The sequence below is a fragment of the Mycobacterium paraintracellulare genome (assembly GCF_000276825.1).
Lineage (GTDB): Bacteria > Actinomycetota > Actinomycetes > Mycobacteriales > Mycobacteriaceae > Mycobacterium > Mycobacterium intracellulare.
Genome location: NC_016948.1, coordinates 1,666,962 through 1,690,637, shown reverse-complemented (window position 1 = coordinate 1,690,637; position 23,676 = coordinate 1,666,962). Strand labels below are relative to the sequence as shown.

Sequence of the window (23,676 nt, the reverse complement as noted above, 5' to 3'; positions counted from 1 at the left end):
AGGAGAACTTCCGATGACCACCGCCCGACCCGCGAAGGCCCGTAACGAGGGCCAATGGGCACTGGGGAATCGTGAGCCGCTGAACCCGAACGAAGAGATGAAGCAGGCCGGCGCCCCACTGGACGTGCGCGAGCGCATCGAGACCATCTACGCCAAGAACGGCTTCGACAGCATCGACAAGAGCGACCTGCGTGGGCGCTTCCGCTGGTGGGGCCTGTACACCCAGCGTGAGCAGGGCTACGACGGCACCTTCACCGGCGACGACAACGCCGAGCTGCTCGAGGCCAGGTACTTCATGATGCGGGTGCGCTGCGACGGCGGTGCGCTGTCGACGGCCGCACTGCGCACCGTCGGCCAGATCTCCACCGAGTTCGGACGCGACACCGCCGACATCACCGACCGGGAAAACATCCAGTACCACTGGATCGAGATCGAGAACGTCCCCGAAATCTGGCGGCGGCTGGCCGACGTCGGATTGCAGACCGCCGAGGCGTGCGGCGACTGCCCCCGCGTGATCCTGGGATCACCGCTGGCCGGCGAGTCGCTCGACGAGGTGCTCGACCCGACCTGGGCGATCGACGAGATCGCCCGCCGCTACATCGGCCAGCCCGACTTCGCCGACCTGCCGCGCAAGTACAAGACCGCCATCTCGGGCCTGCAGGACGTGGTGCACGAGGTCAATGACATCGCGTTCATCGGCGTCAACCACCCCGAGCACGGCCCCGGGCTGGACCTGTGGGTGGGCGGCGGCCTGTCGACCAACCCGATGCTGGCCCAACGGCTGGGTGCCTGGGTGCCGCTCGAGGAAGTGCCCGAGGTTTGGCACGCGGTCACCTCGATCTTCCGTGACTACGGGTACCGGCGGCTGCGCTCCAAGGCGCGGCTGAAGTTCCTGGTCAAGGACTGGGGCGTCGAGAAGTTCCGTGAAGTCCTCGAAACCGAGTACCTCAAGCGTCCGCTGATCGACGGACCGGCGCCGGAGCCGGTCCCGCGTCCGATCGACCACGTCGGTGTGCAACGGCTCAAGAACGGGCTCAACGCCGTGGGTGTCGCCTCGATTGCGGGACGGGTCTCGGGCACCACCCTGTCCGCGGTGGCCGACCTCGCCGAGGCGGCCGGCTCGAACCGGATCCGGTTGACCCCCTACCAAAAGCTGGTGATCCTCGACGTCCCCGACGACAAGCTCGAGGAGCTGATCGCCGGTTTGGAGGCGCTCGGCCTGCAGTCCCAACCGTCACACTGGCGCCGGAATGTGATGGCCTGCACGGGAATTGAATTCTGTAAGCTGTCATTCGCCGAAACACGAGTCAAGGCGCAGTCTTTGGTGCCCGAGCTGGAAAGTCGGCTCGCGGACATCAACCTGCAGCTCGATGTTCCGATCACCGTCAACCTCAACGGCTGCCCCAATTCGTGCGCACGCATTCAGGTCGCCGACATCGGGTTGAAAGGCCAGATGGTCGACGACGGAAACGGCGGCTCGGTCGAGGCTTTCCAGGTACACCTGGGCGGCAGCCTGGGTCAAGACAGCGGCTTCGGCCGAAAACTGCGTCAGCACAAGGTCACCAGCGACGAGCTCGGCGACTACATCGAGCGGGTCGCACGTAACTTCCTGAAATATCGCGGCGAGGGTGAACGTTTCGCACAGTGGGCCATGAGGGCAGACGAGGACGATTTGCGATGAGCGAACGAACAACCAGACATTCCGAGGCCGAGCTGCGCGAGCTCGCCGCCCGGGGAGCGGCCGAGCTCGAGGGCGCCAGCGCCAGCGACGTATTGCGTTGGACCGACGAGACGTTCGGCGGCGTCAACGGACCGCGCGGATGGGCGACCTGCAACTACGTGGTGGCCTCCAGCATGCAAGAGGCGGTGTTGATCGATCTGGCCGCCAAGGTGCGCCCGGGTGTGCCGGTGGTGTTCCTGGACACCGGCTACCACTTCGTGGAGACCATCGGTACACGCGACGCCATCGAGTCCGTTTACGACATCCGGGTGCTCAACGTCACGCCCGAGCAGACCGTCGCCGAGCAGGACAAACTGCTGGGCAAGAACCTGTTCGCGCGTGATCCCGGTGAATGCTGCCGGCTGCGCAAGGTCGCCCCGCTGGGCAAGGCGCTGCGCGGCTACTCGGCCTGGGTGACCGGGCTGCGCCGGGGCGAAACCGCCGCACGCGCCAACGCCCCGGTGGTCGGCTTCGACGAGGGCTTCAAGTTGGTGAAGGTCAACCCGATGGCGACCTGGTCCGACGACGACGTGCAGAACTACATCGACGAGCACAGCGTGCTGGTCAATCCGCTTATCTACGACGGCTATTCGTCGATCGGCTGCGCCCCGTGCACGGCCAAGCCGCTGGCGGGCGCCGACCCGCGCAGTGGGCGCTGGCAGGGGCTGTCCAAGACGGAGTGCGGTCTGCACGCCTCGTGACGAATCACGCTGAGGTCAGCGTGTTCTCATCCTCGTCCGCTTTGTGACCGGGCTCCGCCGCAGTCGGGGCGATCGGTGGGACCCGGGTGGCACGCACGTAGACGGTGTCGCCGTCGCGTAATGCCAGGGCCTCGGCGTCGCCGCGTGTGATCTGCGCCGTGAAGAAGCCGCCGGTGGCCGCGCTGGTCAATTCGACCCGCACCTCGAAACCCAGCGCCACCACCCGGTCAACGGTGGCCCGCACCACCCCGATCGACTCCGCGGTGCCGTCGCCGCCGGCGATCGCCATCTCGGGGTTGCGACCCACCCGGATGTCGTGCGGACGCACCAGGGCGCCGTTGAGGGTGGACACCGCGCCGAGGAACGACATCACGAACGCGTTCGCCGGGGCGTCATAGACGTCGGTCGGGGATCCGATCTGCTCGATGCGACCGTGATTGAGCACCGCAATCCGGTCGGCGACATCCAATGCCTCCGCCTGATCGTGGGTGACCAGCACCGTGGTCACGTGCACCTCGTCGTGCAGGCGGCGCAACCACGCCCGCAAATCCTCACGCACCTTGGCGTCCAGCGCACCGAACGGCTCGTCGAGCAGCAGCACCTGCGGGTCGACCGCCAGCGCTCGAGCCAGCGCCATCCGCTGTCGCTGACCACCGGAGAGCTGATTGGGATAGCGGCTCTGAAAACCGCTGAGCCCCACCACTTCCAGCAGGTTGTCGACCTTGGCTTTGATTTCGGCTTTGGGCCGCTTGCGAACCTTGAGCCCGTAGGCCACGTTGTCGCGGACGGTCAGGTGCTTGAATGCCGCGTAGTGCTGGAAGACGAACCCGATGCCGCGGCGCTGCGGTGGCACCCGGGTCACGTCGCGACCGTAGATCGTGACGGTTCCGCTGTCGGGCTGGTCGAGACCGGCGATGGTGCGCAGCAGCGTCGATTTGCCCGAACCGCTGGGACCCAACAACGCCGTCAGCGACCCGGTCGGCACGACGAAGTCCACGTGGTCCAGCGCGACGAAGTCGCCATAGTGCTTGTAGGCGTCGCGCACGATGATGGCGAGGTCGTCCCGGCCGGTACCGGTGTCTGTCACGTCATCCTCCTCGTCAGGCCTGCTTCGCCGCTCGGGCGCGGCGGGCGTCGAGAACCACCTGGAAAATCAGCACCAGCACCGCAACCCCCATCAGCAAGGTCGACAGCGCATAGGCGCCGTACTCGACGCCGCGGTTGTATCGGTCCGAAACAAGCAATGTCAGTGTTTGCGACTTTCCCGGCAGGTTCGACGACACGATGAGCACCGCACCGTATTCCCCCAGGGTACGTGCGATTGTCAACACGATGCCGTACGTCAGGCCCCACCGGATGGACGGCAGCGTGATCCGCCAAAACGTCTGCCACCAGCCCGAACCCAGCGTCGCCGCCGCCTCCTCCTGGTCGGTTCCCAGCTCGTGCAGCACCGGCTCCACCTCACGCACCACGAACGGCAGGGTGACGAAGATGCTGGCGAGCACGATGCCCGGCAGGCCGAAGATGATCTTGAACCCGAGGTCGTTTTCGACGAATCCCAGCGCACCCGCCGAGCCCCACAACACGATCAACGCCACACCCACGATGACGGGTGAGACCGCGAACGGCAGGTCGATGATCGCCTGCAGCACGCCCTTGCCGCGAAACCTGTTGCGCGCGAGCACCAATGCCGTCGGGATGCCGAAGATTACGTTGAGCGGCACCACGATGGCCACCACCAGCAGGGTCAGGTTCAGCGCCGATATCGCCGCGGGAGTGCTGACCCAGGCGTAGAACTGGCCGAACCCGGGCCGAAACGTCCTCCACAGGATCAACGACACCGGCACGACCAGCAACACGAAGATGTATCCGAGCGCCACGAATCGCAGGGAATAGCGGACTCCGGCGGACGACGTCATGCGGCCAGCTCCTCGCGTTTGGCCGCGTGCCCACCCACGATCCGCAAGATGAGCAGGACCACGAACGAAATCGCCAACAGCACAATGGATATCGCGGCGGCGCCGGTGCGGTCGTCGTTTTCGATCAGGGTCCGTATCCACTGCGATGACACTTCGGTTTTGCCCGGCACCGCGCCGCCGATCAGCACCACCGACCCGAACTCGCCGATCGCGCGCGAGAACGCCAGGCCCGCACCGGACAACAGCGCGGGCAGCAGCGCCGGCAGCACCACCGAGGTGAAGATCTTCGGGCCGCTGGCGCCCAGCGACGCCGCCGCCTCCTCGACTTCGCGATCCAACTCCAGCAGCACCGGCTGAACCGCGCGGACCACGAAGGGCAGCGTCACGAAGGCCAACGCCACCGTCACACCCCACGCGGTGTGCTGCAGGTGCAGACCCACCGGGCTGTTGTTGCCGTACAACGCCAGCATGACCAGGCTGGCGACGATGGTGGGCAGCGCGAACGGCAGGTCGATGATCGCGTCGACCAGTCGCTTCCCGACGAAGTCGTCGCGCACCAGCACCCACGCGATCACCAGACCAAAAATCAGGTTGAGCACAGTCACCCCGGCCGAGATCGTCAGGGTCACTCGGAAGGATTCCAGCGCGGCATTGGAGGTGACCGCGAGCCAGAACGCGTGCCAGCCGCCGCCGGCGGACTGCCAGGCGATCGCCGCCAGCGGCAGCAACACGATCACCGAAAGCCACACCGTTGCCGCCCCGACCCGCAGGGCGGTGGTCCCGCGGCCACGCCCGGGCAGCGGCCCGTGCCCGGGGTCGCCGCTGAGTTCGGGCCGGATTGCCAGCGGGTCCGGCGTGATGGCCGTCATCCGGTGGCCTGCGTGTAGATCTTGGTGATGCTGCCGGTGCTCTTGTCGAACAGCTGCGGATCCGCCGCGCTCCAGCCGCCGAGGTCGGCGATGGTCCACAGCTTCGTCGGCACCGGATATTGGGCGCGGAAGTCGGCGGCGACCGACGGGTCGACCGGCCGGAAACCGGCCTGCGCCCAAACCTTTTGGGCCGCGGCCGTGTACTGGAAGTTCTTGAACGCGACGGCGGCCTGCAGGTGGGGGCTGGTGTTGACGACGGCGACCGGATTGTCGATCTTGAAGGTCTGCGGCGGGTTGACGTGGTCGACGGGCTTGCCCGCCCGCTCGGTCGCGATGGCCTCGTTCTCGTAGCTGATCAGCACGTCACCGCTGCCCTGGATGAAGACGTCGGTGGCTTCGCGTCCCGATCCGGGACGGAGTTTGACGTGCTCGGTCACCAGCTTCTTGATGAAATCCACGCCGGCGGCGCTGTTGGCGCCGCCTTCGCTCTTGACGGCGTACGGCGCCAGCAGATTCCACTTGGCCGACCCCGAACTGAGCGGGCTGGGCGTGATGACCTCAATGCCGGGCCGCAGTAGGTCATCCCAGTCCTTGATGTGCTTCGGATTGCCCTTGCGCACCACCAGCGTGACCACCGAGCCGAACGGGATCCCCTTGGTGGCGTCGGTGTTCCAGTCTTTGGAAACCTTGCCGGCCTTGACCAGTCGCGCGATGTCGGGTTCGACGGAGAAGTTCACGACGTCGGCCGGCTTGCCGTCGACGACACCGCGGGATTGGTCACCGGAGGCCCCATACGAGGTCACCACCTGCACGCCCTTGCCTTCTTCGGAGGCATTGAACGCCGGAATTATCTTGCTCCACCCGGGTTCTGGGACCGAATAGGCGACCAGCGTGATGGAAGTGCGTGCGCCGGCCAGCCCGCCGCCGCCGACGGCATCGCTAGCGCCCCCGTGGCAGCCGGCGATACTTGCGGCCACGCCGGCTGTCGAAACCAGGGCAAGTACAGGCCGCCAACGCAATGCGGTCCTGATGTCCATCGAAGGCCTTCCGGTGGGGGACTTATCGGATCTCGGTCCCGTCTCAGCGGAAAGGCAACTAGAACTTCAGGAGGATTCGAGAACTCCAGAACCAGACCGCACACGGGTTTGGGAGTCAGCGACAACAGTGCACGAAGGCATAGCACCCCGGGATGCCAATCGCCACGCGCATGGCGGGAAGCCTAACAGGAATTGACGGTGCCGCCACCGCAGCCGGCGCACGCCACCGCGGCGGGCGCCTCACCGGTGCATCAGGTGCGTGACCAGCCACGTGCCGATCACCAGCGCCACCAAGATGAGGAGAACCAGCGTCACGTGTGACCGAGGCATGCGCGTCACCCGGAGGTCTCACCGACATGGCGGGCACGGCGCATCAACTCGATGCCCTTGCCGAGGAGGCCGTCGAGCAGGGCCCCCGTCACGTAGGCCACCGCCAGCACGACCGGCATCACCACCATGGCCTGCAGCACGAAAGGGAGCCCCGAAAGCCACAGCTCGTTGCCGTCCCACCAGTTGAGGAACGCGTTCACGGAGCTCACCCTATGTGGCGCCGCCACACAAAACCAATGCGTGAACATCGGCGCCCGGGAAGGGGTACGCCACGCCGCGTCGGCGAAACGTTGGACGCCGGGCCGCCGTGCGGTCGATGATGTCCAGATGGTTCTGCATGTTCAGCCCGACGACCAACCGGCCCAGCCGGACGAAGACATGCCCGAGGAAGCGTTTCCAGCGGCGTCCGCCACGTCGATGTCGTCGTCCATCGACCTGCGCACTCCCGGGCCCCTCGCTCCCAGCGCGGCCCTGCGTAACCCGTTTCCGCCGATCGCCGATTACGCGTTCCTGTCGGACTGGGAAACCACCTGCCTGATCTCGCCGGCCGGGTCGGTGGAATGGCTGTGTGTGCCGCGGCCGGACTCGCCGAGCGTGTTCGGGGCGATCCTGGACCGCAGCGCCGGCCATTTCCGGCTGGGCCCCTACGGCGTCTCGGTGCCCTCGGCCCGCCGGTATCTGCCGGGCAGCCTCATCATGGAGACCACCTGGCAGACGCACACCGGATGGCTGATCGTGCGTGACGCGCTGGTCATGGGGCCCTGGCACGACCTGGACCGCCGGTCGCGGACGCATCGCCGCACCCCGATGGACTGGGACGCCGAGCACATCCTGCTGCGCACCGTGCGCTGCGTCAGCGGCACCGTCGAACTGATGATGAGCTGCGAGCCGGCGTTCGACTACCACCGCGTCGGGGCCACCTGGGAATACTCCGCCAACGCGTACGGCGAGGCCATCGCGCGCGCCACCAGGCAGCCCGACGCCCACCCCACGCTGCGACTCACCACCAACCTGCGGATCGGGCTGGAAGGCCGCGAAGCGCGCGCACGCACCCGGATGAAGGAGGGCGACGACGTGTTCGTGGCCCTGAGCTGGACCAAGCACCCGGCGCCGCAGACCTACCAAGAGGCCGCCGACAAGATGTGGCAGACCACCGAGTGCTGGCGGCAGTGGATCAACATCGGTAACTTCCCCGACCACCCGTGGCGGGCCTACCTGCAGCGCAGCGCGCTCACGCTGAAGGGGTTGACCTACTCGCCTACCGGCGCGCTACTGGCGGCCAGCACCACGTCGCTGCCGGAAACACCGCAGGGCGAACGCAACTGGGACTACCGCTACGCCTGGGTGCGCGACTCCACGTTCGCGTTGTGGGGCCTGTACACGCTCGGGCTCGACCGCGAGGCCGACGACTTCTTCGCGTTCATCGCCGACGTCTCGGGGGCCAACAACAACGAGCGGCACCCGCTGCAGGTGATGTACGGCGTGGGCGGGGAGCGCAGCCTCGTCGAGGAGGAATTGCATCACCTGTCCGGCTACGACCAGGCCCGGCCGGTGCGCATCGGCAACGGCGCCTTCGACCAGGTCCAGCACGACATCTGGGGCTCCATCCTCGACTCCTTCTACCTGCACGCCAAGTCGCGCGAACAGGTCCCGGAGACGTTGTGGCCGGTGCTGAAGAAGCAGGTGGAAGAGGCGATCAAGCACTGGCGCGAGCCCGACCGCGGAATCTGGGAGGTGCGCGGGGAGCCGCAGCACTTCACGTCGTCGAAGGTCATGTGCTGGGTGGCGCTCGACCGCGGGGCGAAGCTGGCCGAACGGCAGGGCGAGAAGAGCTACGCCCAGCAGTGGCGGGCCATCGCCGAGGAGATCAAGGCCGACATCCTGGCGCACGGCGTGGATTCCCGCGGGGTCTTCACCCAGCGCTACGGCAGCGACGCGCTGGACGCCTCGCTGCTGCTGGTGGTGCTGACACGGTTCCTGCCGCCGGACGACCCGCGGGTGCGCAACACCGTCCTGGCGATCGCCGACGAACTCACCCAGGAGGGCCTGGTGCTGCGCTACCGGGTCGAGGAGACCGACGACGGGCTGTCCGGCGAGGAGGGCACGTTCACGATTTGCTCGTTCTGGCTGGTGTCGGCGCTGGTCGAGATCGGGGAGGTGCGCCGCGCCAAACGCCTGTGCGAGCGGTTGCTGTCCTACGCCAGCCCGCTGCACCTGTATGCGGAGGAGATCGAGCCGCGCACCGGCCGCCAGCTGGGCAACTTCCCGCAGGCGTTCACCCACCTGGCGCTGATCAACGCGGTGGTGCACGTCATCCGGGCCGAGGAGGAGGCCGACGGCTCCGGGATGTTCCAGCCCGCCAACGCGCCGATGTAGCCGGAAGGGAGCCCGCGTCAGCTGCGGGCGCCGAGTTTGTCCATGAGCGCGTGGGCGAGGTCGATGGCGGTGGTGTTGATGTTGCCGTTGCCCTGATCTCCCGGACCATAAATGGGAATGAAGTCGACCCTCACCTCGACAACGTAAGGCCCCTTGACGCCGAGGGCCCGGGCCACGGGTGTTGCGTTCAAAACCGAGTACGGGGCGGACCCCATCGAAACCGTAGCCGCGACAACCGAATTCAGGACGCGCACGTCGGAGATGGCATCCGTACCGTAGATATCGGTCGGCGGCGCTATCAGCGTGGTCCCGTCGCACTTCTGCCACCGCGCGACGAACCTGGCGAAGAGCGCGTCGGCGTCAGCGGCCGTCCGCAACGCGACGATGCCTTGCTGGACAATGTCGATCTTCACCGAATCCCTTTTGCCCACCCACATTTCGGCGGCCGTTTCTAGTATCGGCGCCGAGCCATACGGGCCCCGCTGCATCAAATGGACGACGCCGATGCACTCGGCGGGCTTCGCCTTATCCCACGCGGTTCCCAATTTGTCGCCGCCCCCGAACAACGAGTAATGCGGGTATGGCTGGAACGGCTGGTCGAGCAGCTTCGCCAGCGCGGTACCGTCGAACAAGGCCCGCTTGATGGCCGGCACCCGACCCGCGTTCGGCGCCAGAGTGCCTGTGCCGGAGATGGTTTGGGTGCACCCGCTCACCAGCAGCACCGCGACCACAGCGGCCAGCGAGTGCCAGGTGCTTTTCACTTCACCCCTCCCGACCTCAGCTCAGGGCGTTGACCCTGTCCATCATGGCGCGCGCGATGTCGAGCGCGCTGCTGTTGACGTTGGCCGATCCCGGGTCGGTGGATCGCCGCCCGCCGAAGAAGACCACCTCGACCTCCACGAGGCAGTTCGACCGGATACCGATGGCCCGCGCCTGGGGGGTGGGCCGCAGGGCGGGCATGTTGGGCAGCACCGAGGTGGCGGTTTTGGTCGCCGCGATGGTGGTAGCGGTGCCGCGGACATCGCTGATGACGTTCGTCGTGCTGATCGGGCCGGTCTGTTCCGAGGTCGTCATGCCGTTGCATTGCTGCCACTGCTGCGAGAACTGCGCGAACAACGCCTGAGCCTGCGCGGCCGAAGGCAGCGTGACCACGCCCTCCATCACGGTGATCACCTGCGCCGGTTCGCCGTTGTTCCACCACGACACCGAGGCGACGTCCTGGACCTGGGCTGAGCGGTACACGCTCTTTTGCAGCATCGCCGTCACGCCCAGGCAACCGGCCTGCGACGTCGACCGCTTGACCTGGTAGAGCTTCTCGGGGCCGCCGACTTGCGCCGGCTCGCGGGAGATCAGCGTCTGGTCCAGCATCCGCGACAGCATCGCGCCGTCGAGCAGCACCTTGCTGACCGTCGCGCCGCTCAGCGGACGCAGCTTCAGGTTCGGTGCCGGCTTCGCCGTTCCGTTCACGACCGCGCCGCATCCTGTCACCAGCGTGGCCAGCGCTGCGAGCGTCGCCGCCGCTTTGAGTATCCGCATGGCTACTTCTTGCCCTTGTCCCCCGCCGCGTCCGCGGACAGCGCCGCGACGAACGCCTCCTGCGGTACGTCGACCCGCCCGATGGTCTTCATCCGCTTCTTGCCTTCCTTCTGCTTTTCCAGAAGTTTGCGCTTGCGGGTGATGTCACCGCCGTAACATTTGGATAGCACGTCCTTGCGGATGGCTCGGATGTTTTCGCGCGCAATGATTTTCGATCCGATCGCCGCCTGGACCGGCACCTCGAACTGCTGGCGTGGGATCAGCTCTTTGAGCTTGGTGGTCATCTTGTTGCCGTAGGCCGAGGCGCCGTCCTTGTGCACGATCGCGCTGAACGCATCGACCGCCTCGCCCTGCAACAGGATGTCGACCTTGACCAGCTGGGCCTCTTGCTCGCCGGCCTCCTCGTAGTCGAGGCTGGCGTAGCCGCGGGTGCGTGACTTCAGGGAGTCGAAGAAGTCGAAGATGATCTCGCCCAGCGGCATGGTGTAGCGCAGCTCCACGCGTTCGGGTGACAGGTAGTCCATCCCGCCGAGCTCGCCGCGGCGCGACTGGCACAGTTCCATGATGGTGCCGATGAATTCGCTGGGCGCGATGATGGTGGTCTTCACCACCGGCTCGTAGACGGTGCGGACCTTGCCTTCGGGCCAGTCCGACGGGTTGGTCACGACGACTTCGGTGTTGTCCTCTTTGACCACGCGATAGACGACGTTGGGCGACGTCGAGATCAGGTCCAGGTCGAACTCTCGCTCCAGGCGCTCCCGGGTGATCTCCATGTGCAGCAAACCCAAGAAGCCACAACGGAATCCGAAGCCCAGCGCCACCGACGTCTCCGGCTCGTAGGTCAGGGCCGCGTCGTTGAGTTGCAGCCTGTCCAGCGCGTCGCGCAGAACCGGATAGTCCGAACCGTCCACGGGATACAGCCCCGAGTAGACCATCGGCCTGGGCTCGCGGTATCCCGTCAGCGCTTCGGCGGCGCCGCGCTTGGCCGTCGTCACGGTGTCACCCACCTTGGACTGGCGGACGTCCTTGACCCCGGTGATCAGGTAACCCACCTCGCCCACGCCCAGGCCCTCGCTGGCCTTCGGCTCGGGCGAGACGATGCCGACCTCGAGCAGTTCGTGCGTGGCGCCCGTGGACATCATCGCGATGCGTTCGCGCGGTGTGATCTTGCCGTCGACCACCCGGACGTAGGTCACCACGCCGCGGTAGATGTCGTAGACCGAGTCGAAGATCATCGCCCGCAGGGGCGCGTCGGCCTTGCCCTGCGGGGGCGGCACCTGGCGCACCACCTCGTCGAGCAGCTCGGCCACTCCCTCGCCGGTTTTGCCGGACACCCGCAGCACGTCGTCGGGCCCGCAGCCGATGATGTGGGCGAGCTCTCCGGCGTAGCGGTCCGGGTCGGCCGCCGGCAGGTCGATCTTGTTGAGCACCGGGATGATGGTCAGGTCACGGTCCAGCGCCAGGTAGAGGTTGGCCAGGGTCTGCGCCTCGATGCCCTGGGCGGCGTCGACCAGCAGCACCGCGCCCTCGCAGGCCTCCAGCGCGCGCGACACCTCGTAGGTGAAGTCGACGTGGCCCGGGGTGTCGATCAGGTGCAGGACATGGTCTTCGTCGTCGACTTTCCACGGGAGCCGGACGTTCTGCGCCTTGATGGTGATGCCGCGCTCGCGCTCGATGTCCATCCGGTCCAGGTACTGGGCGCGCATCGAGCGCTCATCGACGACGCCGGTGAGCTGCAGCATCCGGTCGGCCAGCGTCGACTTGCCGTGATCGATGTGGGCGATGATGCAGAAATTCCGAATCTGCGCCGGCGCGGTGAAGGTCTTGTCGGCGAAACTGCTGATGGGAATCTCCTGGTCTACTTCAAACGTGATGGGCGCGGCGCGGCCGTTTTACTGGCGGTTCGCGGGCATGTCCAGCGTATCTATGCAGCGTCGCCCGGACCTACTTGGACACAGTCGCGCCCGGTTGCTCGCGTCTATGCTGCGAATATGGCGTCTGCCCGGAAATCGCAGTGGAAGACGTTCCAGCGGTTTGCCGAGAATCTGGTGTTCAACGGGGCCCCGCGGCTGGCCCGGCACGTCCAGAATTCCCAGACCGTCCTGCGCGAGTTGCAACAGGCCGTGCGGATCACCGCGAACGTCATCGCCGCCGCGGCGCCGCCACCGTCCGACACGACGGTCGCGGGCCGGCCGGTGACCAGCAACAGCCGGCCCACCGCGCAGCGGGCCCGCAAACTCGTGTACGCGCCGAGCCTGGACGGCCGGGCCGATCCCGGCGAGATCGTCTGGACGTGGGTGGTTTACGAGGACGATCCCAGCCGGGGCAAGGACCGGCCCGTGCTGGTCGTCGGACGCGACCGCGGCACCCTGCTGGGCTTGATGGTCTCCAGCCAGGAGCGCCACGCCGCCGATCCGGAGTGGGTTGGAATCGGCTCGGGCAGTTGGGATTACGAGGGACGATCCAGTTGGGTTCGGCTGGACCGCGTGCTCGACGTGCCCGAAGAGGGCATCCGCCGCGAGGGCGCGATCCTGGACCGCGAGATCTTCGACGTGGTGGCGGCGCGGCTGCGCGCCGACTACTCCTGGCGCTGAGTCGGCCGTTCCGCCGAGCCCTGGCACTTCGCCGAGCGTGCACTCACGGCGAGAAAACCGCCGAATTTTCGCCCTGATTGCACGTTCGGCGAGCGGGGCCGGCGGGTTGAGCAAGCCGCCGCCGAGTCAGCCCTGGGTGATGTAGGACTGCAGCTGCTGCTGCTCAGCCTCGAGTTCTTCCATCCGGGTCTTCACCACGTCACCAATGCTGACGATGCCGATCAGCTTCTTCCCGTCCAGCACCGGCACGTGGCGCACCCGGTTCTTGGTCATCAGCACGCTGATCGCATCGACGGTGTCGGCCTTCGTGCACGTGGCCAGCATGCTGGTCATGATCTTGGAGACCGGGCGTGACAGCACGCTGGCGCCATGAGTGTGGAGCTGGCGCACGACGTCGCGCTCCGACACGATGCCGACGACCCCCTCGTCGCCGACCACCACCATGGCGCCGATGTTCTGCTCGGTCAGACCCGCCAGCAGCTCACGAACCGTCGCGTCCGGGTTGATGGTCACCACCGCCGCGCCCTTGTTCCGCAAGACGTCCGCAATCCGCATTAAGGCCTCCAGCCGGGTTTGTGATCCGCTTCACATCAGGCTACGGCTAACTCGCGCGGCGGAAAAGCCACCACGAGAACCTGCACACAGATCGTGTCCAAGCGCCGCCGGCCGGCCGGATCGTTCGATCGGGCCACCGCAAACCGAGGGGACCTGCAAGATAGGGCCATGATCGAGGTCACTCTGCTGGGCACCGGAAGTCCGATCCCCGACCCGAACCGGGCCGGGCCGTCGACCCTCGTGCGGGCCGGCGGGCAGGTGTTTTTGGCGGACTGCGGGCGCGGGGTGCTGCAGCGGGCGGCGGCGGTCGGGGTGGGTGCGGCCAGCTTGTCGGCGCTGCTCCTCACCCACCTTCACAGCGATCACGTCGGCGACCTCGGAGACGTCCTCATCACGCGGTGGATCAGCACCTTCACCCCCGATCCCGCGCCGCTGCCCATCATCGGGCCGCCCGGCACCGCGGAACTGGTGGAGGCGACGCTGAAGGCGTTTCACCACGACATCGGCTACCGCATCGCCCATCACGCCGATCTGAATGCGCCGCCGGCCGTCGAGGTCCACGAATACACCGACGGTCCGGTGTGGGACCGCGACGGCGTATCGATCCGGGTGGGCGCCACCGATCACCGGCCGGTGGCCCCGACCATCGGGTTCCGCATCGAATACAAGGGGGCATCGGTGGTGCTGGCCGGCGACACCGTGCCGTGCGCGAGCCTGGACGAGCTCGCGGCCGCGGCCGGCGCCCTGGTGCACACCGTGATCCGCAAGGACATCGTCGCCGCCATCCCGCAGCAGCGGCTCGTCGACATCTGCGATTACCACTCCTCGGTGGAAGAGGCGGCGGCGACCGCCGCCCGCGCGGGCGTCGGCACCCTGGTCATGACGCACTACGTGCCCGCGCTGGTGCCCGGCCAGGAAGAGCAGTGGCGGGCGCTGGCCGCCGAGCAGTTCGGTGGGCGCATCGAGCTCGGCGACGACCTGCACCGGGTTCAGGTCGACGCGCCCACCTGACGCCCTACCGGGACGACGAATCGCGTTGCGCCGCACGGGTAATCGCGACACCCGCCACCACCAGCCAGGTCAGCGCCACCACCCGGGCGACCGGCAACAGCACCCCCAGCGCGGGCCAGATCAAAACGCCGGCCGCCGATTCGGCGAGGACGGCGGTCGCCAGGCCGGCCCGGGCGAGCGGGCCGGGCAGCACTCCCCCGGGCGCCGCCATCGCGGCCACCAACAGGCCCAACGCCACGATGTGGGCCGGGCCGCCGGTGAGAAAGACGAGCAAGTACAGCGCTCTCGCCACGGGGGTGTCGGCGCTGACTTCCGGCCACGACATCGCCCAACCCAGCGCGCCGGCCAAGCCGAGCGCGCCGGCGGCCAAGGCGCCGGCCGTAAGCGCGGTCGCGGCCGCCGCGCGGCCGGCGCCGAGTTGCCTCAGCCGCGCGGCGGCCGTCGCCGCGTAGACCGCCAGCGGGACGGCCGACGCGAACGTCGCAACGGCCATGACGCGCAGGGCGGTTGGCTGGGCCCGCACGTACGCGGCCACCGCGCCGACGGGGCCGTACGGCAACGGCATGACACCGCCGATCCCGACGCCGATCGCGATCCCCCCGAAGAGCAGCCCGACGCACAGCAGAGACAGCGGCGTCAGGGGCGGCCCGCGGTGGGGGCCGTTCGCCTCGGGGTGGGCCCCGGTTTCGCGGATACCGTTCATTGCCAAACGGTATCGCGCACCCGTTCGCCGTTGGCGCCTCTGCGTCGGGCTACCGAGCGCGTCGGGCGAGAGGACAGCGGCACCCTCGCGGAGGGCTCAACTCACGGATCGGCCGACGGCGACGAAAGCCGCGAGCAGCAGGAGAATCACGTTGATGGGCAGAGGTTCTCGCTCGTTACGCGTCAGGTGCACGCGCATCGCGCCGATCTGCACGATGACCAGACCCACCGCAGCGATCGGGGTCAGGATGCGGGCGATGCCGGTGGCCCCGGGCAGGATCACGCCGAGCGCGCCGACGATCTCGACCGCGCCGACAGCCTTGACCGCGGCGTCCGAGTGGTCCTTCATCCAGTCGAGCCGGCCCGACGCTACGAGTTGTTCGCGCGGCCGAACGACTTTGAGCCCGCCCGCGACGAGATAGGCGAATGCGAGTAGACCCTGCACGGCCCACAGCGCAATGTTCACGATGATCCCCAATCCTTACCATTTGTGCGTAGCCACATCGTGTGTCAGCGCTGGGGCGGCCGCATAAGGCACATCGGTGTATGTATCCAGGACGGAGACCTCGCTATGACCAACGTCACACGAAAGACGCCACGGATACCCGAGGGCGGGGCGGTCCGGGAGGTCCTGGATCGCATCGGCGACAAGTGGAGCCTGCTGGTAATCGGCACGTTGCGTGACGGGCCAATGCGGTTCGGTGCGCTGGAGGCGGCCGTGGAAGGCATCTCGCAGCGGATGCTCACCCTGACGCTCAAGCATCTTGTCGTGGATGGCCTGGTCGACCGCACGGCCTACGCCGAGGTGCCACCGCGAGTCGAGTACGAATTGACCGAACTGGGGCGGACATTGCTACCGCTGGTGATCTCGTTGGCCCAATGGGCCATGGCGCACCGCGAGGAGATCAACGCCAACCGCACGTCACGGTAGCGGTGCATACCGGCCCCTAGGCGAGCCGGGTCACCTCCACGATCACGTCGAGATCGGTGGCGCCCTCCCCGGAGTAGATGCCCTTCAATGGGGAAACATCGGCGTAGTCGCGACCCGCACCCACGCCGACGTACTGCTCGGTGATCTCGGTGTCGTTGGTGGGGTCATAACTCCACCAGGCCCCCGTCCACGCCTCGATCCAGGCGTGACTGCGCCCTTCCACGGTGTCCCCGACGACGGCGTCGCGTTTGGGATGCAGGTATCCCGAAACGTAGTGCGCGGGAATCCCCATGCCCCGCAACAACATCAGCGTCAGGTGTACGAAGTCCTGGCAGACACCCTTGCCCGCCTTGAGCGCGTCCAGCCCCGACGAGTGCACGCTGGTTGTTCCCGGCAGATAGTCCAGTTCGTCGCGCACCCAATGGGCTGCGGCGACAACGGCTTCGGCCGGCGCGTGGGTTTTGCTGATCTTCTTGCCCACCGAGGCCACCCGCTTGCTGGCCGGGGTGTGCCCGGTGGGGCGGAGCAGGTCGTCGAAGCGATCGATCACGGCATCCGAGCGCAGGTCGTCCCAGCCCGCCTCGGTGGCCGGCCCCTCGGCGCGTTCGGTCTCCACGACCGAAGAGGACATCACCGTCAGATCGGTGTGCGGCGCGTGCAAATCGAACGCCGTCACCGCGGTACCCCAATAGTCGATGTAGCGGTAGGACCGGGTTGCCGGGATGGTTTCGACGCGGTTGAGGATGACGTTCTGGCGGTTGTTCGACCGCGGCGTCAGCCGGGCTTCGTTGTAGGAGGCGGTCACCGGTGACTGGTAGGCGTACCCCGTGGTGTGCACCACCCGCAGCCGCCACATCAGCCGTCCTCTTTCCTGCTGACCAGTCGGGGGCGCTGACCGGCGTCCGACCACGCCACCCACGGCGCGATGTGAAAGTACTGCAGCGCCAAGGCTTCCCCGACGTCGCGGCAGGTGCGCTGCAGGCCCGCCAGCCGGCCCTCCAGCGTCTCGAGCAGCACCCCCGGCTGGACGAACTCCAACTCGCTGCGGGCCTGCCCCAGCAACCGCTGGGCCTCGGCGGTCGCCCCGATCCGGCTCTGCCGATTGCGGACCAGTTCGTCGAGGTTGTGTTCGGCCAGCCGCAGCGAGTAGAACACCGAACGCGGAAACAGCCGGTCGAGCAACATGAACTCGACCACCCGCCCCGCGTCGAGCACACCGCGATACGTGCGCAGATAGGTGTCGTGCGCGCCCGCCGACCGCAGCAGCGTCACCCAGGCCGGGGACGAGGCGCTGTCTCCGACCCGCGACAGCAACAGGCGCACCGTCATGTCGACGCGCTCGATCGCCCGACCCAAGACCATGAAGCGATACCCGTCGTCGCGCGACAGCGTGGAGTCGGCCAGCCCGGCGAACATCGCCGCCCGCCGTTCCACGAACGACAGGAAGTCATGCGGCCCAAGGCGTTTGGCGGCGCGCTCGCGTTCGGGCAGGGCGTGGTAGGTGGTGTTGAGGCACTCCCAGATCTCGCTGGACGTCACCTCCCGCGCCGACTTCGCGTTTTCGCGGGCCGCGGTGATGGCGTCGACGATCGAGCAGCCGCCCTGGGCGTTTTTGCTGTAGGCCACCAAATCGGTCAACGACCACACGTCGAGTTCATGATCCGGTGGATCGATGCCGAGCACCCGCAGCAGCAGGCGCGAAGCCTGATCGGGGTCGACGCTGGAATCCTCGAGCAACTGGTGCAGGACAACGTCCAGAATCCGCGCGGTGTCGTCGGCGCGTTCGACGTAGCGCCCGATCCAGTAGAGCGCCTCGGCGTTACGTGCCAGCATCGAACACCGCCCGTTGTTGCTGCTGCTGTTCGAGCTGTTCGCGCACGGGCCGTTCGGTGGGTTGCGGCTGTTGCGAGGCCAACCGCGGCGAGTCGTCCAGCATGGGGTCGGGCATGGAGGTCGGCAGCGCCCGCACCACCTCCGCCGCCTCGAGCTCGTGGTCGCCGGCCGATGCCCGCGACGCCAATACCCAGGTGTCCTTCGAGCCGCCACCCTGGCTGGAGTTGACCACCCGTGACCCCTCGACCAGCGCCGTCCGGGTCAGGCCACCGGGCAGCACCCAGACGTCGTTGCCGTCGTTGACCGCGAACGGACGCAAGTCGACGTAGCGGGGGGCAAGCGCGCTGCCGACCTGTGTCGGCACCGTCGAAAGCTCCATCATCGGCTGGGCGATCCAGCTGCGCGGATCGTCGCGGATCTTTTTGGCGACGGCGGCCAACTCCTTCTCGGAGGCCTCCGGGCCGAACACGATGCCGTAGCCGCCGGATCCCTCGACCGGCTTGAGGACCAACTCGTCGATCCGGTCGAGCACCTCTTCGCGTTCGTCGTCGAGCCAGCAGCGCAGCGTCTCGACGTTGGCCAGCAGCGGCTTCTCGCCCAGGTAGTACTCGATCATGGTGGGCACGTAGGTGTAGACGAGTTTGTCGTCGCCGACGCCGTTGCCGATCGCGCTGGAGATGACGACGTTTCCGGCGCGGGCGGCGTTGACCAGGCCGGCCACCCCCAGCACCGAGTCGGCGCGGAACTGCAGCGGGTCCAGGAAGGCGTCGTCGATGCGCCGGTAGATGACGTCGACCTGGCGCTCCCCTTCGGTGGTGCGCATGTACACCTGGTTGTCGCGACAGAACATGTCGCGCCCTTCGACCAGCTCGACACCCATCTGACGGGCCAGCAGCGAATGCTCGAAATACGCCGAGTTGTAGACGCCCGGGGTCAGCACCACCACCGTCGGGTCGGCCTCGTTGGTGGCCGCGGAGTTGCGCAGCGCCCGCAGCAGGTGGGAGGCGTAGTCGTCGACGGAACGCACGCGATGCGTGGCGAACAGGTTCGGGAAGACGCGGGCCATGGTGCGGCGGTTCTCCATTACATAGGAGACGCCCGACGGCGAGCGCAGATTGTCCTCAAGGACCCGGAAATTGCCCTTTTCGTCGCGGATCAGATCGATGCCGGCGACGTGGATCCGGACGCCGTTGGGCGGGACGATGCCCATCGCCTGGCGGTGGAAATGCTCGCACGAGGTGACCAACCGGCGCGGGATCACCCCGTCGTTGAGGATTTCCTGGTCGCCGTAGATGTCGTCGAGGTACATCTCGAGCGCCTTGACCCGCTGGGTGATGCCGCGTTCGAGCCGGGCCCACTCGGCGGCCGAGATGACCCGCGGCACCAAGTCCAGCGGAAAGGGCCGCTCCTGGCCCGACAAAGAGAAGGTGATGCCCTGGTCGAGGAACGCGCGCGAGAGCGCTTCGGCGCGAGCCTTGAGCTCCGAGGCGTCCGACGGCGCAAGTTCGGCGTAGATGCCCTTGTAGGGGCCACGAACGGCGCCCTGGGCGTCGAACATCTCGTCGAAGGCCATGTCGTAGGCGTCCGAGGATGTGTTGTATCCACCGAAAATCCGCTCAGAACGCGCAGCGCGAAAACCCCGCCTGGTCTCCTCAAGCTGGTTCGTCAGACTCACTGTTCAGATGCTGCCTCAAATCGATGTTCTGGCAGCCGACGTGTTCCCGTTTTGGGAGAAATCGTAACTCACTGATAACCTGGGCAATCGCTGTGGTGATTTCCGGCGCCCCAACCAAACGTCTGATCGAAGAAGGAACTCGAGCGTGGCCAACATCAAGTCGCAGCAGAAGCGCAACAAGACGAACGAGCGCGCTCGCCTGCGCAACAAGTCGGTGAAGTCGTCGCTGCGCACCGCCGTCCGCGCGTTCCGCGAGGCCACCAGCGCCGGCGACAAGGAGAAGGCCGCCGAGTTGCTGGTGTCGACCAACCGCAAGCTGGACAAGGCCGCCAGCAAGGGCGTGATTCACAAGAACCAGGCCGCCAACAAGAAGTCGGCGCTGGCGCAGGCCCTCAACAAGCTCTGAGGCCCGGCCTCAGCGGCTGCGCTGGGCGGCTAGCTCGGCAACCTGCCTGACCGCGGATTCCAGGGCGTAGTCGGCGTCCGCCACCGCCCCCTTGACGTTCGCGTTGAGCGCCGCGACAACCTGCATCGCCGCGGCCACCGTGTCGCGCGACCAATGCCGGGCCTGTTTCTGGGCCTTCTGCACCCGCCAGGGCGGCATGCCCAGCTGCGACGCCATCCGGTAGGGATCGCCCGACAGCGGTCCGACGCGGCCGATGGTGTGGATCGCCTCGGCCAGGGCGTCCGCCAGCACCACGAGGGGCTCGCCTCGCATCATCGCCCAGCGCAGCGCCTCGGCTGCTCCCTCGATGTCGCCGGCCACCGCCTTGTCGGCGATGTCGAAGCCTTTCACCTCGGCCTTGCCGCTGTGATAGCGCCGCACCGCGGCGGCGTCGACGGCGCCGCCGGTGTCGGCGACCAATTGGGAGCAGGCGGACGCCAACTCGCGCAGGTCGGAGCCGACCGCGTCCAGCATCGCGGTCACGGTCTGCTCGTCGGCCTTGACGCGCAGGGCGCGGAACTCCTTGCGAACGAAGTCGATGCGTTCGCTGAGCTTGGTGATCCGCGCGCACGGGTGCACCTGGGCGCCGAGCTTCTGCAGGTCGGTGGCCAGCGCCTTGGCCCGCCCGCCGCCCGAGTGCACCACCACCAGCACGACGCCCGCCGGCATGTCGGTCGCGGCCGAAACAATCACTGCGGCAGCGTCTTTGCCCGCTTCGCCGGCGGCCTCCAGCACGACGATGCGTTCGTCGGCGAACAGCGAGGGGCTCAGCAGCTCGGCGAGCTCGTAGGTGCTGACGTCACCCGCTCGCATCCGGTTGACCGGAATGTCCGCGTCGTTGCCGGCCCGTTTCCGCGCCGACCGCAGCACGTCGGCCACCGCCCGCTCGACCAGCAGCTCCTCATCTCCCAGCACCAGGTGCAACGGCGAAACCTCGCTCACCCCATGATGGTGTCACGGCCGACCGACGATCCCGGACAGCGCCCAGGCCAGCCCGGCCAGCGCGGCCACCCCCGAGACGAGGCGGAACGGGCGCCACCGCCACAGCACGATCGCCAGCACGGTCACACCACCGACGAGCATCGTGCCGGGCGTGCCCTCCGGGACCGGCACCGTCGCCCCGGGCAGGCCGGCCGCCCAGCGGGCCACGCCGGCCACCCACCACAACTCGGGGCCGGTGAAGCGAATGAGCAACCGCGCGGCGGCCGGCCATAGCGGGCAGAGTGCCGCGGCCGCGGTGCCCAACACCGTGATCGGCGCGATCACGGCCGCCACGACGAGGTTGGCGGCGGCGGCGACCACGCTGAACCGGCCGGAGATCGCCGCGACCAGCGGCGCGGTCACGATCTGCGCGGCCCAGGCTACGGCCAGCGCATCGGCCAGCGGCTTGGGGCAACCTCGGGCCGTCAGCCGCCGCGACCAGACCGGTGCGACGACGATCAGCGCGGCCGTGGCGAGCGCCGACAGCGCGAACCCGACGTCGACGGCCAGCTGCGGGGCGACGGCAAACAACAGCAGCACCGCGGCGGCAAGGGCCGGAATGGCTTGGCGCCGACGCGAAGACAGCATTCCCGCCAACGCGATGGCGCCCATCACCGCGGCCCGCAACACGCTGGCGGTCGGTTGCACGACGATGACGAAGGCCACCAAAGCCAGCGCGGCAAGGACGACGGCCGTCCGGGGGCCGAGTAATCGGGCCGAGAACAGCACGGCGGCACACACGATCGTCACGTTGGCCCCCGACACCGCCATCAGGTGCGTCATGCCGGCCGCGCGGAAGTCACGGCCCGTGTCGCTGGACACCGCCGAGGTGTCGCCGAGCACCAGCGCGGGCAGCAGCGCGGCCTGCTCGCCGGGCAACGCCTCGCGGACCGCCCCGGAGAACCGGCTGCGCACGCCGTGCGCCACCCGTTGCACGGCGCCCGCGGCGCCCATGGTCGGCCGGCCCGACGCGTTGAGCACCGCGACCGTCAAATCGCGCCGCATCGGGCGGCCGATGCGCGCGCTGAACCGCAGCGGTTGTCCCACCATCAGCCCACCGAAATCCGCGGCGCGCGCGAAAACGACCACCCGCCCGGAGATCTCGTCGTCCCGCAGGCGTTGCAGGGTGGCCCGAAACATCAACCGGGCGCTACCCAACGACACCGGGCTCTCGGTGGGGGTGACCGTGACCGCGGCGGTCATGCCGTACACCGCGGCGATCGGGTGGCGATCGACCGCGTCGGCGCGCAACGCGATCGCGAACCCGAAACCCGCCCCCACGACGCCGATCGCCGCGAGCGCGGCGCTGATCGCCCGTAACCGCGCCCCTGCAGCGGGACGGTCTCGCGCGCGCCACGCCAGCGCCGCCGAGGCGCCGATCAACACGACGCAGCACCAGGCGAGGGCGCGCCCGATCGGCCACCAGATCCCGCCGGCGGTGACCGCCCAGCAGGTCAGCGCCGCCGGCACCAGGCGCACGTCGACTCGGGCGCCGGGCGGGGCACCCAACCCGGGGTGATGCACCCTCAGACACGGACCAGGGCGCGTAGCTTCTCCAGCCGCGCCGGCCCGATGCCCTCGACATCGGCGAGCTGGTCAACGCTGGTGAACCTGCCGTTGGCCTGCCGCCACGCCACGATCGCGGCGGCGGTGACCGGCCCGACGCCCGGCAGCGCGTCGAGTTCCTGGACGGTCGCGGTGTTGAGGTTGACCGCCTCGCCCGCTTTCGGCTTGGCCGACCCTGGCCCCGACCCTGGCCGAGGGGGCGGCGCTTTGGACGTGGGCGGCGATCCGGAGGCCACCGAACTGCCCAGCGCCGTCGGCTGTCCCGGAGCGGGAGCGAGACCGACCACAATCTGCTCACCGTCGCCGAGCGGTCGGGCCATGTTCAGTCCGATGGTGTCGGCGCCGTTCACCGCGCCGCCGGCGGCCTGCAGCGCGTCGGCGATGCGGGCGCCGGGCGCGAGCGTCACCAGCCCAGGGGTGTGCACCAGGCCGACGACGCTGACCACCACCGGGTGGTCCGGTTCGGCGGCGGGGCTCGCCGAGGAGCGCGGGCTCGCCGTCGCCACCTTCTCGACCGGCGGCAGCTTGGCCGACATCACCGGCGCGGGCCGGTCGCGCACCAACGTGAACACCGTGACCAGCACCGCCAGCGCCGCCACGATCGCCAGCCCGATGGCGCCCGCGCGTCCCGGGTCGGCGCGCACCTTCGCCACCCAGCCCCGATCGTCGGACGCGTCGGGCAGCCAGCGCGGCAGCAGCGAGTTCTGGTCGTCGTTCGCGGAGTCCTCGGACGACGTCGTCCCGGAATCCCCGGCGGCCGCATCGGCATCCGGTTCGGCGCGGAGCAGCCGCTGCAGGCGCTCGGCCGGAAGTTCTGTTCGCATGGGCCGACCGTAGGTCCGCCCGCCGCCGCAACCGGCCCGGCGCAGGACGCCTCGGGGCCGATCTGTGGATT

24 protein-coding genes are annotated in these 23,676 nt (G+C 68.2%); 7 read left to right on the top strand and 17 right to left on the bottom strand.

The genetic code is table 11. The annotated features are described in order from the left end of the window. The first annotated feature begins 13 nt into the window (after nucleotides 1-13). The gene (locus OCQ_RS07960; RefSeq protein WP_008255305.1) at nucleotides 14-1,681 is read left to right on the top strand and encodes a nitrite/sulfite reductase; all 1,668 of its coding nucleotides are present in this window, start codon (nucleotides 14-16) and stop codon (nucleotides 1,679-1,681) included. After that, nucleotides 1,678-2,421, top strand: coding sequence for a phosphoadenylyl-sulfate reductase (locus OCQ_RS07955; RefSeq protein WP_014384197.1), 744 nt, complete (start codon nucleotides 1,678-1,680; stop codon nucleotides 2,419-2,421). Before OCQ_RS07960 ends, OCQ_RS07955 begins: the two co-directional genes overlap by 4 nt. A 4-nt stretch (nucleotides 2,422-2,425) precedes the next feature. Here OCQ_RS07955 and OCQ_RS07950 read toward each other — a convergent pair whose 3' ends face one another. The 5 genes from OCQ_RS07950 to OCQ_RS07930 form a co-directional block, all read right to left on the bottom strand. Beyond that, entirely contained in the window at nucleotides 2,426-3,508 is a 1,083-nt protein-coding gene (locus tag OCQ_RS07950) for a sulfate/molybdate ABC transporter ATP-binding protein (RefSeq protein ID WP_008255301.1), read from the bottom strand. A gap of 13 nt (nucleotides 3,509-3,521) precedes the next feature. Further along, nucleotides 3,522-4,340, bottom strand: coding sequence for a sulfate ABC transporter permease subunit CysW (gene cysW / locus OCQ_RS07945; protein ID WP_008255299.1), 819 nt, complete (start codon nucleotides 4,338-4,340; stop codon nucleotides 3,522-3,524). Beyond that, nucleotides 4,337-5,209, bottom strand: a complete 873-nt coding sequence (cysT, locus tag OCQ_RS07940) for a sulfate ABC transporter permease subunit CysT (protein WP_009952316.1) — start codon at nucleotides 5,207-5,209, stop codon at nucleotides 4,337-4,339. The genes cysW and cysT overlap by 4 nt, the downstream gene beginning before the upstream one ends. Continuing rightward, nucleotides 5,206-6,246, bottom strand: coding sequence for a sulfate ABC transporter substrate-binding protein (locus OCQ_RS07935; protein WP_050989374.1), 1,041 nt, complete (start codon nucleotides 6,244-6,246; stop codon nucleotides 5,206-5,208). The genes cysT and OCQ_RS07935 overlap by 4 nt, the downstream gene beginning before the upstream one ends. Nucleotides 6,247-6,581: 335 nt before the next feature. Then, on the bottom strand, nucleotides 6,582-6,776 hold the full coding sequence (locus OCQ_RS07930; protein WP_009952319.1) for a hypothetical protein: 195 nt from the start codon (nucleotides 6,774-6,776) through the stop codon (nucleotides 6,582-6,584). Between the two features lie 217 nt (nucleotides 6,777-6,993). On the opposite strand from OCQ_RS07930, the gene OCQ_RS07925 reads away from it, so the two are divergent. Further along, entirely contained in the window at nucleotides 6,994-8,952 is a 1,959-nt protein-coding gene (locus tag OCQ_RS07925; protein ID WP_172417567.1) for a glycoside hydrolase family 15 protein, read from the top strand. Between the two features lie 17 nt (nucleotides 8,953-8,969). Here OCQ_RS07925 and OCQ_RS07920 read toward each other — a convergent pair whose 3' ends face one another. The 3 genes from OCQ_RS07920 to lepA are packed head-to-tail and all read right to left on the bottom strand — an operon-like array spanning nucleotide 8,970 to nucleotide 12,362. Beyond that, nucleotides 8,970-9,713, bottom strand: coding sequence for a sensor domain-containing protein (locus tag OCQ_RS07920; protein WP_014384191.1), 744 nt, complete (start codon nucleotides 9,711-9,713; stop codon nucleotides 8,970-8,972). Between the two features lie 16 nt (nucleotides 9,714-9,729). After that, nucleotides 9,730-10,488, bottom strand: a complete 759-nt coding sequence (locus OCQ_RS07915) for a sensor domain-containing protein (protein WP_009952323.1) — start codon at nucleotides 10,486-10,488, stop codon at nucleotides 9,730-9,732. A gap of 2 nt (nucleotides 10,489-10,490) precedes the next feature. Beyond that, entirely contained in the window at nucleotides 10,491-12,362 is a 1,872-nt protein-coding gene (lepA, locus tag OCQ_RS07910; protein ID WP_080587992.1) for a translation elongation factor 4, read from the bottom strand. Nucleotides 12,363-12,479: 117 nt separating this feature from the next. Between lepA and OCQ_RS07905 the strand changes: the two genes are divergently transcribed. After that, a complete protein-coding gene (locus OCQ_RS07905) occupies nucleotides 12,480-13,082 on the top strand; it encodes a type II toxin-antitoxin system PemK/MazF family toxin (RefSeq protein WP_008255287.1) in 603 nt (200 codons plus the stop codon). Between the two features lie 126 nt (nucleotides 13,083-13,208). On the opposite strand, the gene OCQ_RS07900 is transcribed toward OCQ_RS07905, so the two are convergent. Continuing rightward, entirely contained in the window at nucleotides 13,209-13,637 is a 429-nt protein-coding gene (locus tag OCQ_RS07900; RefSeq protein WP_008255284.1) for a CBS domain-containing protein, read from the bottom strand. A 168-nt stretch (nucleotides 13,638-13,805) separates the two neighbouring features. Here OCQ_RS07900 and OCQ_RS07895 point away from each other — a divergent pair, with 168 nt between their 5' ends. Next, nucleotides 13,806-14,648, top strand: coding sequence for a ribonuclease Z (locus OCQ_RS07895; protein ID WP_014384189.1), 843 nt, complete (start codon nucleotides 13,806-13,808; stop codon nucleotides 14,646-14,648). A gap of 4 nt (nucleotides 14,649-14,652) precedes the next feature. Here OCQ_RS07895 and OCQ_RS07890 read toward each other — a convergent pair whose 3' ends face one another. Both OCQ_RS07890 and OCQ_RS07885 read right to left on the bottom strand, forming a co-directional pair. Then, nucleotides 14,653-15,351 (bottom strand): hypothetical protein, encoded by a 699-nt coding sequence (locus OCQ_RS07890; protein WP_014384188.1) that lies wholly within the window; start codon nucleotides 15,349-15,351, stop codon nucleotides 14,653-14,655. 96 nt (nucleotides 15,352-15,447) lie between these two features. Then, nucleotides 15,448-15,816, bottom strand: a complete 369-nt coding sequence (locus tag OCQ_RS07885) for a DoxX family protein (protein WP_041785440.1) — start codon at nucleotides 15,814-15,816, stop codon at nucleotides 15,448-15,450. Between the two features lie 105 nt (nucleotides 15,817-15,921). On the opposite strand from OCQ_RS07885, the gene OCQ_RS07880 reads away from it, so the two are divergent. Further along, a complete protein-coding gene (locus OCQ_RS07880; RefSeq protein ID WP_014384186.1) occupies nucleotides 15,922-16,281 on the top strand; it encodes a winged helix-turn-helix transcriptional regulator in 360 nt (119 codons plus the stop codon). A 16-nt stretch (nucleotides 16,282-16,297) separates the two neighbouring features. Here the strand turns inward: OCQ_RS07880 and OCQ_RS07875 are convergent, their stop codons facing one another. From OCQ_RS07875 to OCQ_RS07865, 3 genes are read right to left on the bottom strand one after another with little or no spacing between them, the layout of a single operon-like run. Beyond that, complete coding sequence (locus OCQ_RS07875; protein WP_009953606.1) at nucleotides 16,298-17,137, bottom strand: transglutaminase family protein; 840 nt, start codon at nucleotides 17,135-17,137, stop codon at nucleotides 16,298-16,300. Beyond that, the gene (locus tag OCQ_RS07870; RefSeq protein WP_014382198.1) at nucleotides 17,137-18,114 is read right to left on the bottom strand and encodes an alpha-E domain-containing protein; all 978 of its coding nucleotides are present in this window, start codon (nucleotides 18,112-18,114) and stop codon (nucleotides 17,137-17,139) included. The genes OCQ_RS07875 and OCQ_RS07870 overlap by 1 nt, the downstream gene beginning before the upstream one ends. Continuing rightward, nucleotides 18,101-19,789 carry a circularly permuted type 2 ATP-grasp protein gene (locus tag OCQ_RS07865; protein ID WP_014379700.1) on the bottom strand — a complete coding sequence of 563 codons (1,689 nt, stop codon included), beginning with the start codon at nucleotides 19,787-19,789 and terminating at the stop codon, nucleotides 18,101-18,103. Before OCQ_RS07865 ends, OCQ_RS07870 begins: the two co-directional genes overlap by 14 nt. A gap of 145 nt (nucleotides 19,790-19,934) precedes the next feature. Between OCQ_RS07865 and rpsT the strand changes: the two genes are divergently transcribed. Next, nucleotides 19,935-20,195: a 30S ribosomal protein S20 gene (gene rpsT / locus OCQ_RS07860; RefSeq protein ID WP_008255272.1), complete on the top strand. Its 261-nt coding sequence runs from the start codon at nucleotides 19,935-19,937 to the stop codon at nucleotides 20,193-20,195. Between the two features lie 9 nt (nucleotides 20,196-20,204). Here the strand turns inward: rpsT and holA are convergent, their stop codons facing one another. From holA to OCQ_RS07845, 3 genes are read right to left on the bottom strand one after another with little or no spacing between them, the layout of a single operon-like run. Next, the gene (gene holA, locus OCQ_RS07855) at nucleotides 20,205-21,158 is read right to left on the bottom strand and encodes a DNA polymerase III subunit delta (RefSeq protein ID WP_085977676.1); all 954 of its coding nucleotides are present in this window, start codon (nucleotides 21,156-21,158) and stop codon (nucleotides 20,205-20,207) included. Nucleotides 21,159-21,188: 30 nt separating this feature from the next. Next, nucleotides 21,189-22,694 (bottom strand): ComEC/Rec2 family competence protein, encoded by a 1,506-nt coding sequence (locus tag OCQ_RS07850; protein WP_014384185.1) that lies wholly within the window; start codon nucleotides 22,692-22,694, stop codon nucleotides 21,189-21,191. Between the two features lie 47 nt (nucleotides 22,695-22,741). Further along, the gene (locus OCQ_RS07845) at nucleotides 22,742-23,605 is read right to left on the bottom strand and encodes a ComEA family DNA-binding protein (protein WP_014384184.1); all 864 of its coding nucleotides are present in this window, start codon (nucleotides 23,603-23,605) and stop codon (nucleotides 22,742-22,744) included. Nucleotides 23,606-23,676: the final 71 nt, after the last annotated feature.

Excerpts from the sequence above, each read along its gene's own strand:
- OCQ_RS07955 (WP_014384197.1), top strand. The coding sequence starts at position 1,678 with ATGAGCGAACGAACAACCAGACATTCCGAGGCCGAGCTGCGCGAGCTC.
- OCQ_RS07870 (WP_014382198.1), bottom strand. The coding sequence starts at position 18,114 with ATGCTGGCACGTAACGCCGAGGCGCTCTACTGGATCGGGCGCTACGTC.
- OCQ_RS07935 (WP_050989374.1), bottom strand. The coding sequence starts at position 6,246 with ATGGACATCAGGACCGCATTGCGTTGGCGGCCTGTACTTGCCCTGGTT.
- OCQ_RS07895 (WP_014384189.1), top strand. The coding sequence starts at position 13,806 with ATGATCGAGGTCACTCTGCTGGGCACCGGAAGTCCGATCCCCGACCCG.
- OCQ_RS07900 (WP_008255284.1), bottom strand. The coding sequence starts at position 13,637 with ATGCGGATTGCGGACGTCTTGCGGAACAAGGGCGCGGCGGTGGTGACC.
- OCQ_RS07875 (WP_009953606.1), bottom strand. The coding sequence starts at position 17,137 with ATGTGGCGGCTGCGGGTGGTGCACACCACGGGGTACGCCTACCAGTCA.
- OCQ_RS07960 (WP_008255305.1), top strand. The coding sequence starts at position 14 with ATGACCACCGCCCGACCCGCGAAGGCCCGTAACGAGGGCCAATGGGCA.
- OCQ_RS07845 (WP_014384184.1), bottom strand. The coding sequence starts at position 23,605 with ATGCGAACAGAACTTCCGGCCGAGCGCCTGCAGCGGCTGCTCCGCGCC.
- OCQ_RS07905 (WP_008255287.1), top strand. The coding sequence starts at position 12,480 with ATGGCGTCTGCCCGGAAATCGCAGTGGAAGACGTTCCAGCGGTTTGCC.
- OCQ_RS07890 (WP_014384188.1), bottom strand. The coding sequence starts at position 15,351 with ATGAACGGTATCCGCGAAACCGGGGCCCACCCCGAGGCGAACGGCCCC.
- OCQ_RS07880 (WP_014384186.1), top strand. The coding sequence starts at position 15,922 with ATGACCAACGTCACACGAAAGACGCCACGGATACCCGAGGGCGGGGCG.
- OCQ_RS07915 (WP_009952323.1), bottom strand. The coding sequence starts at position 10,488 with ATGCGGATACTCAAAGCGGCGGCGACGCTCGCAGCGCTGGCCACGCTG.
- cysW (WP_008255299.1), bottom strand. The coding sequence starts at position 4,340 with ATGACGTCGTCCGCCGGAGTCCGCTATTCCCTGCGATTCGTGGCGCTC.
- cysT (WP_009952316.1), bottom strand. The coding sequence starts at position 5,209 with ATGACGGCCATCACGCCGGACCCGCTGGCAATCCGGCCCGAACTCAGC.
- OCQ_RS07925 (WP_172417567.1), top strand. The coding sequence starts at position 6,994 with ATGTCGTCGTCCATCGACCTGCGCACTCCCGGGCCCCTCGCTCCCAGC.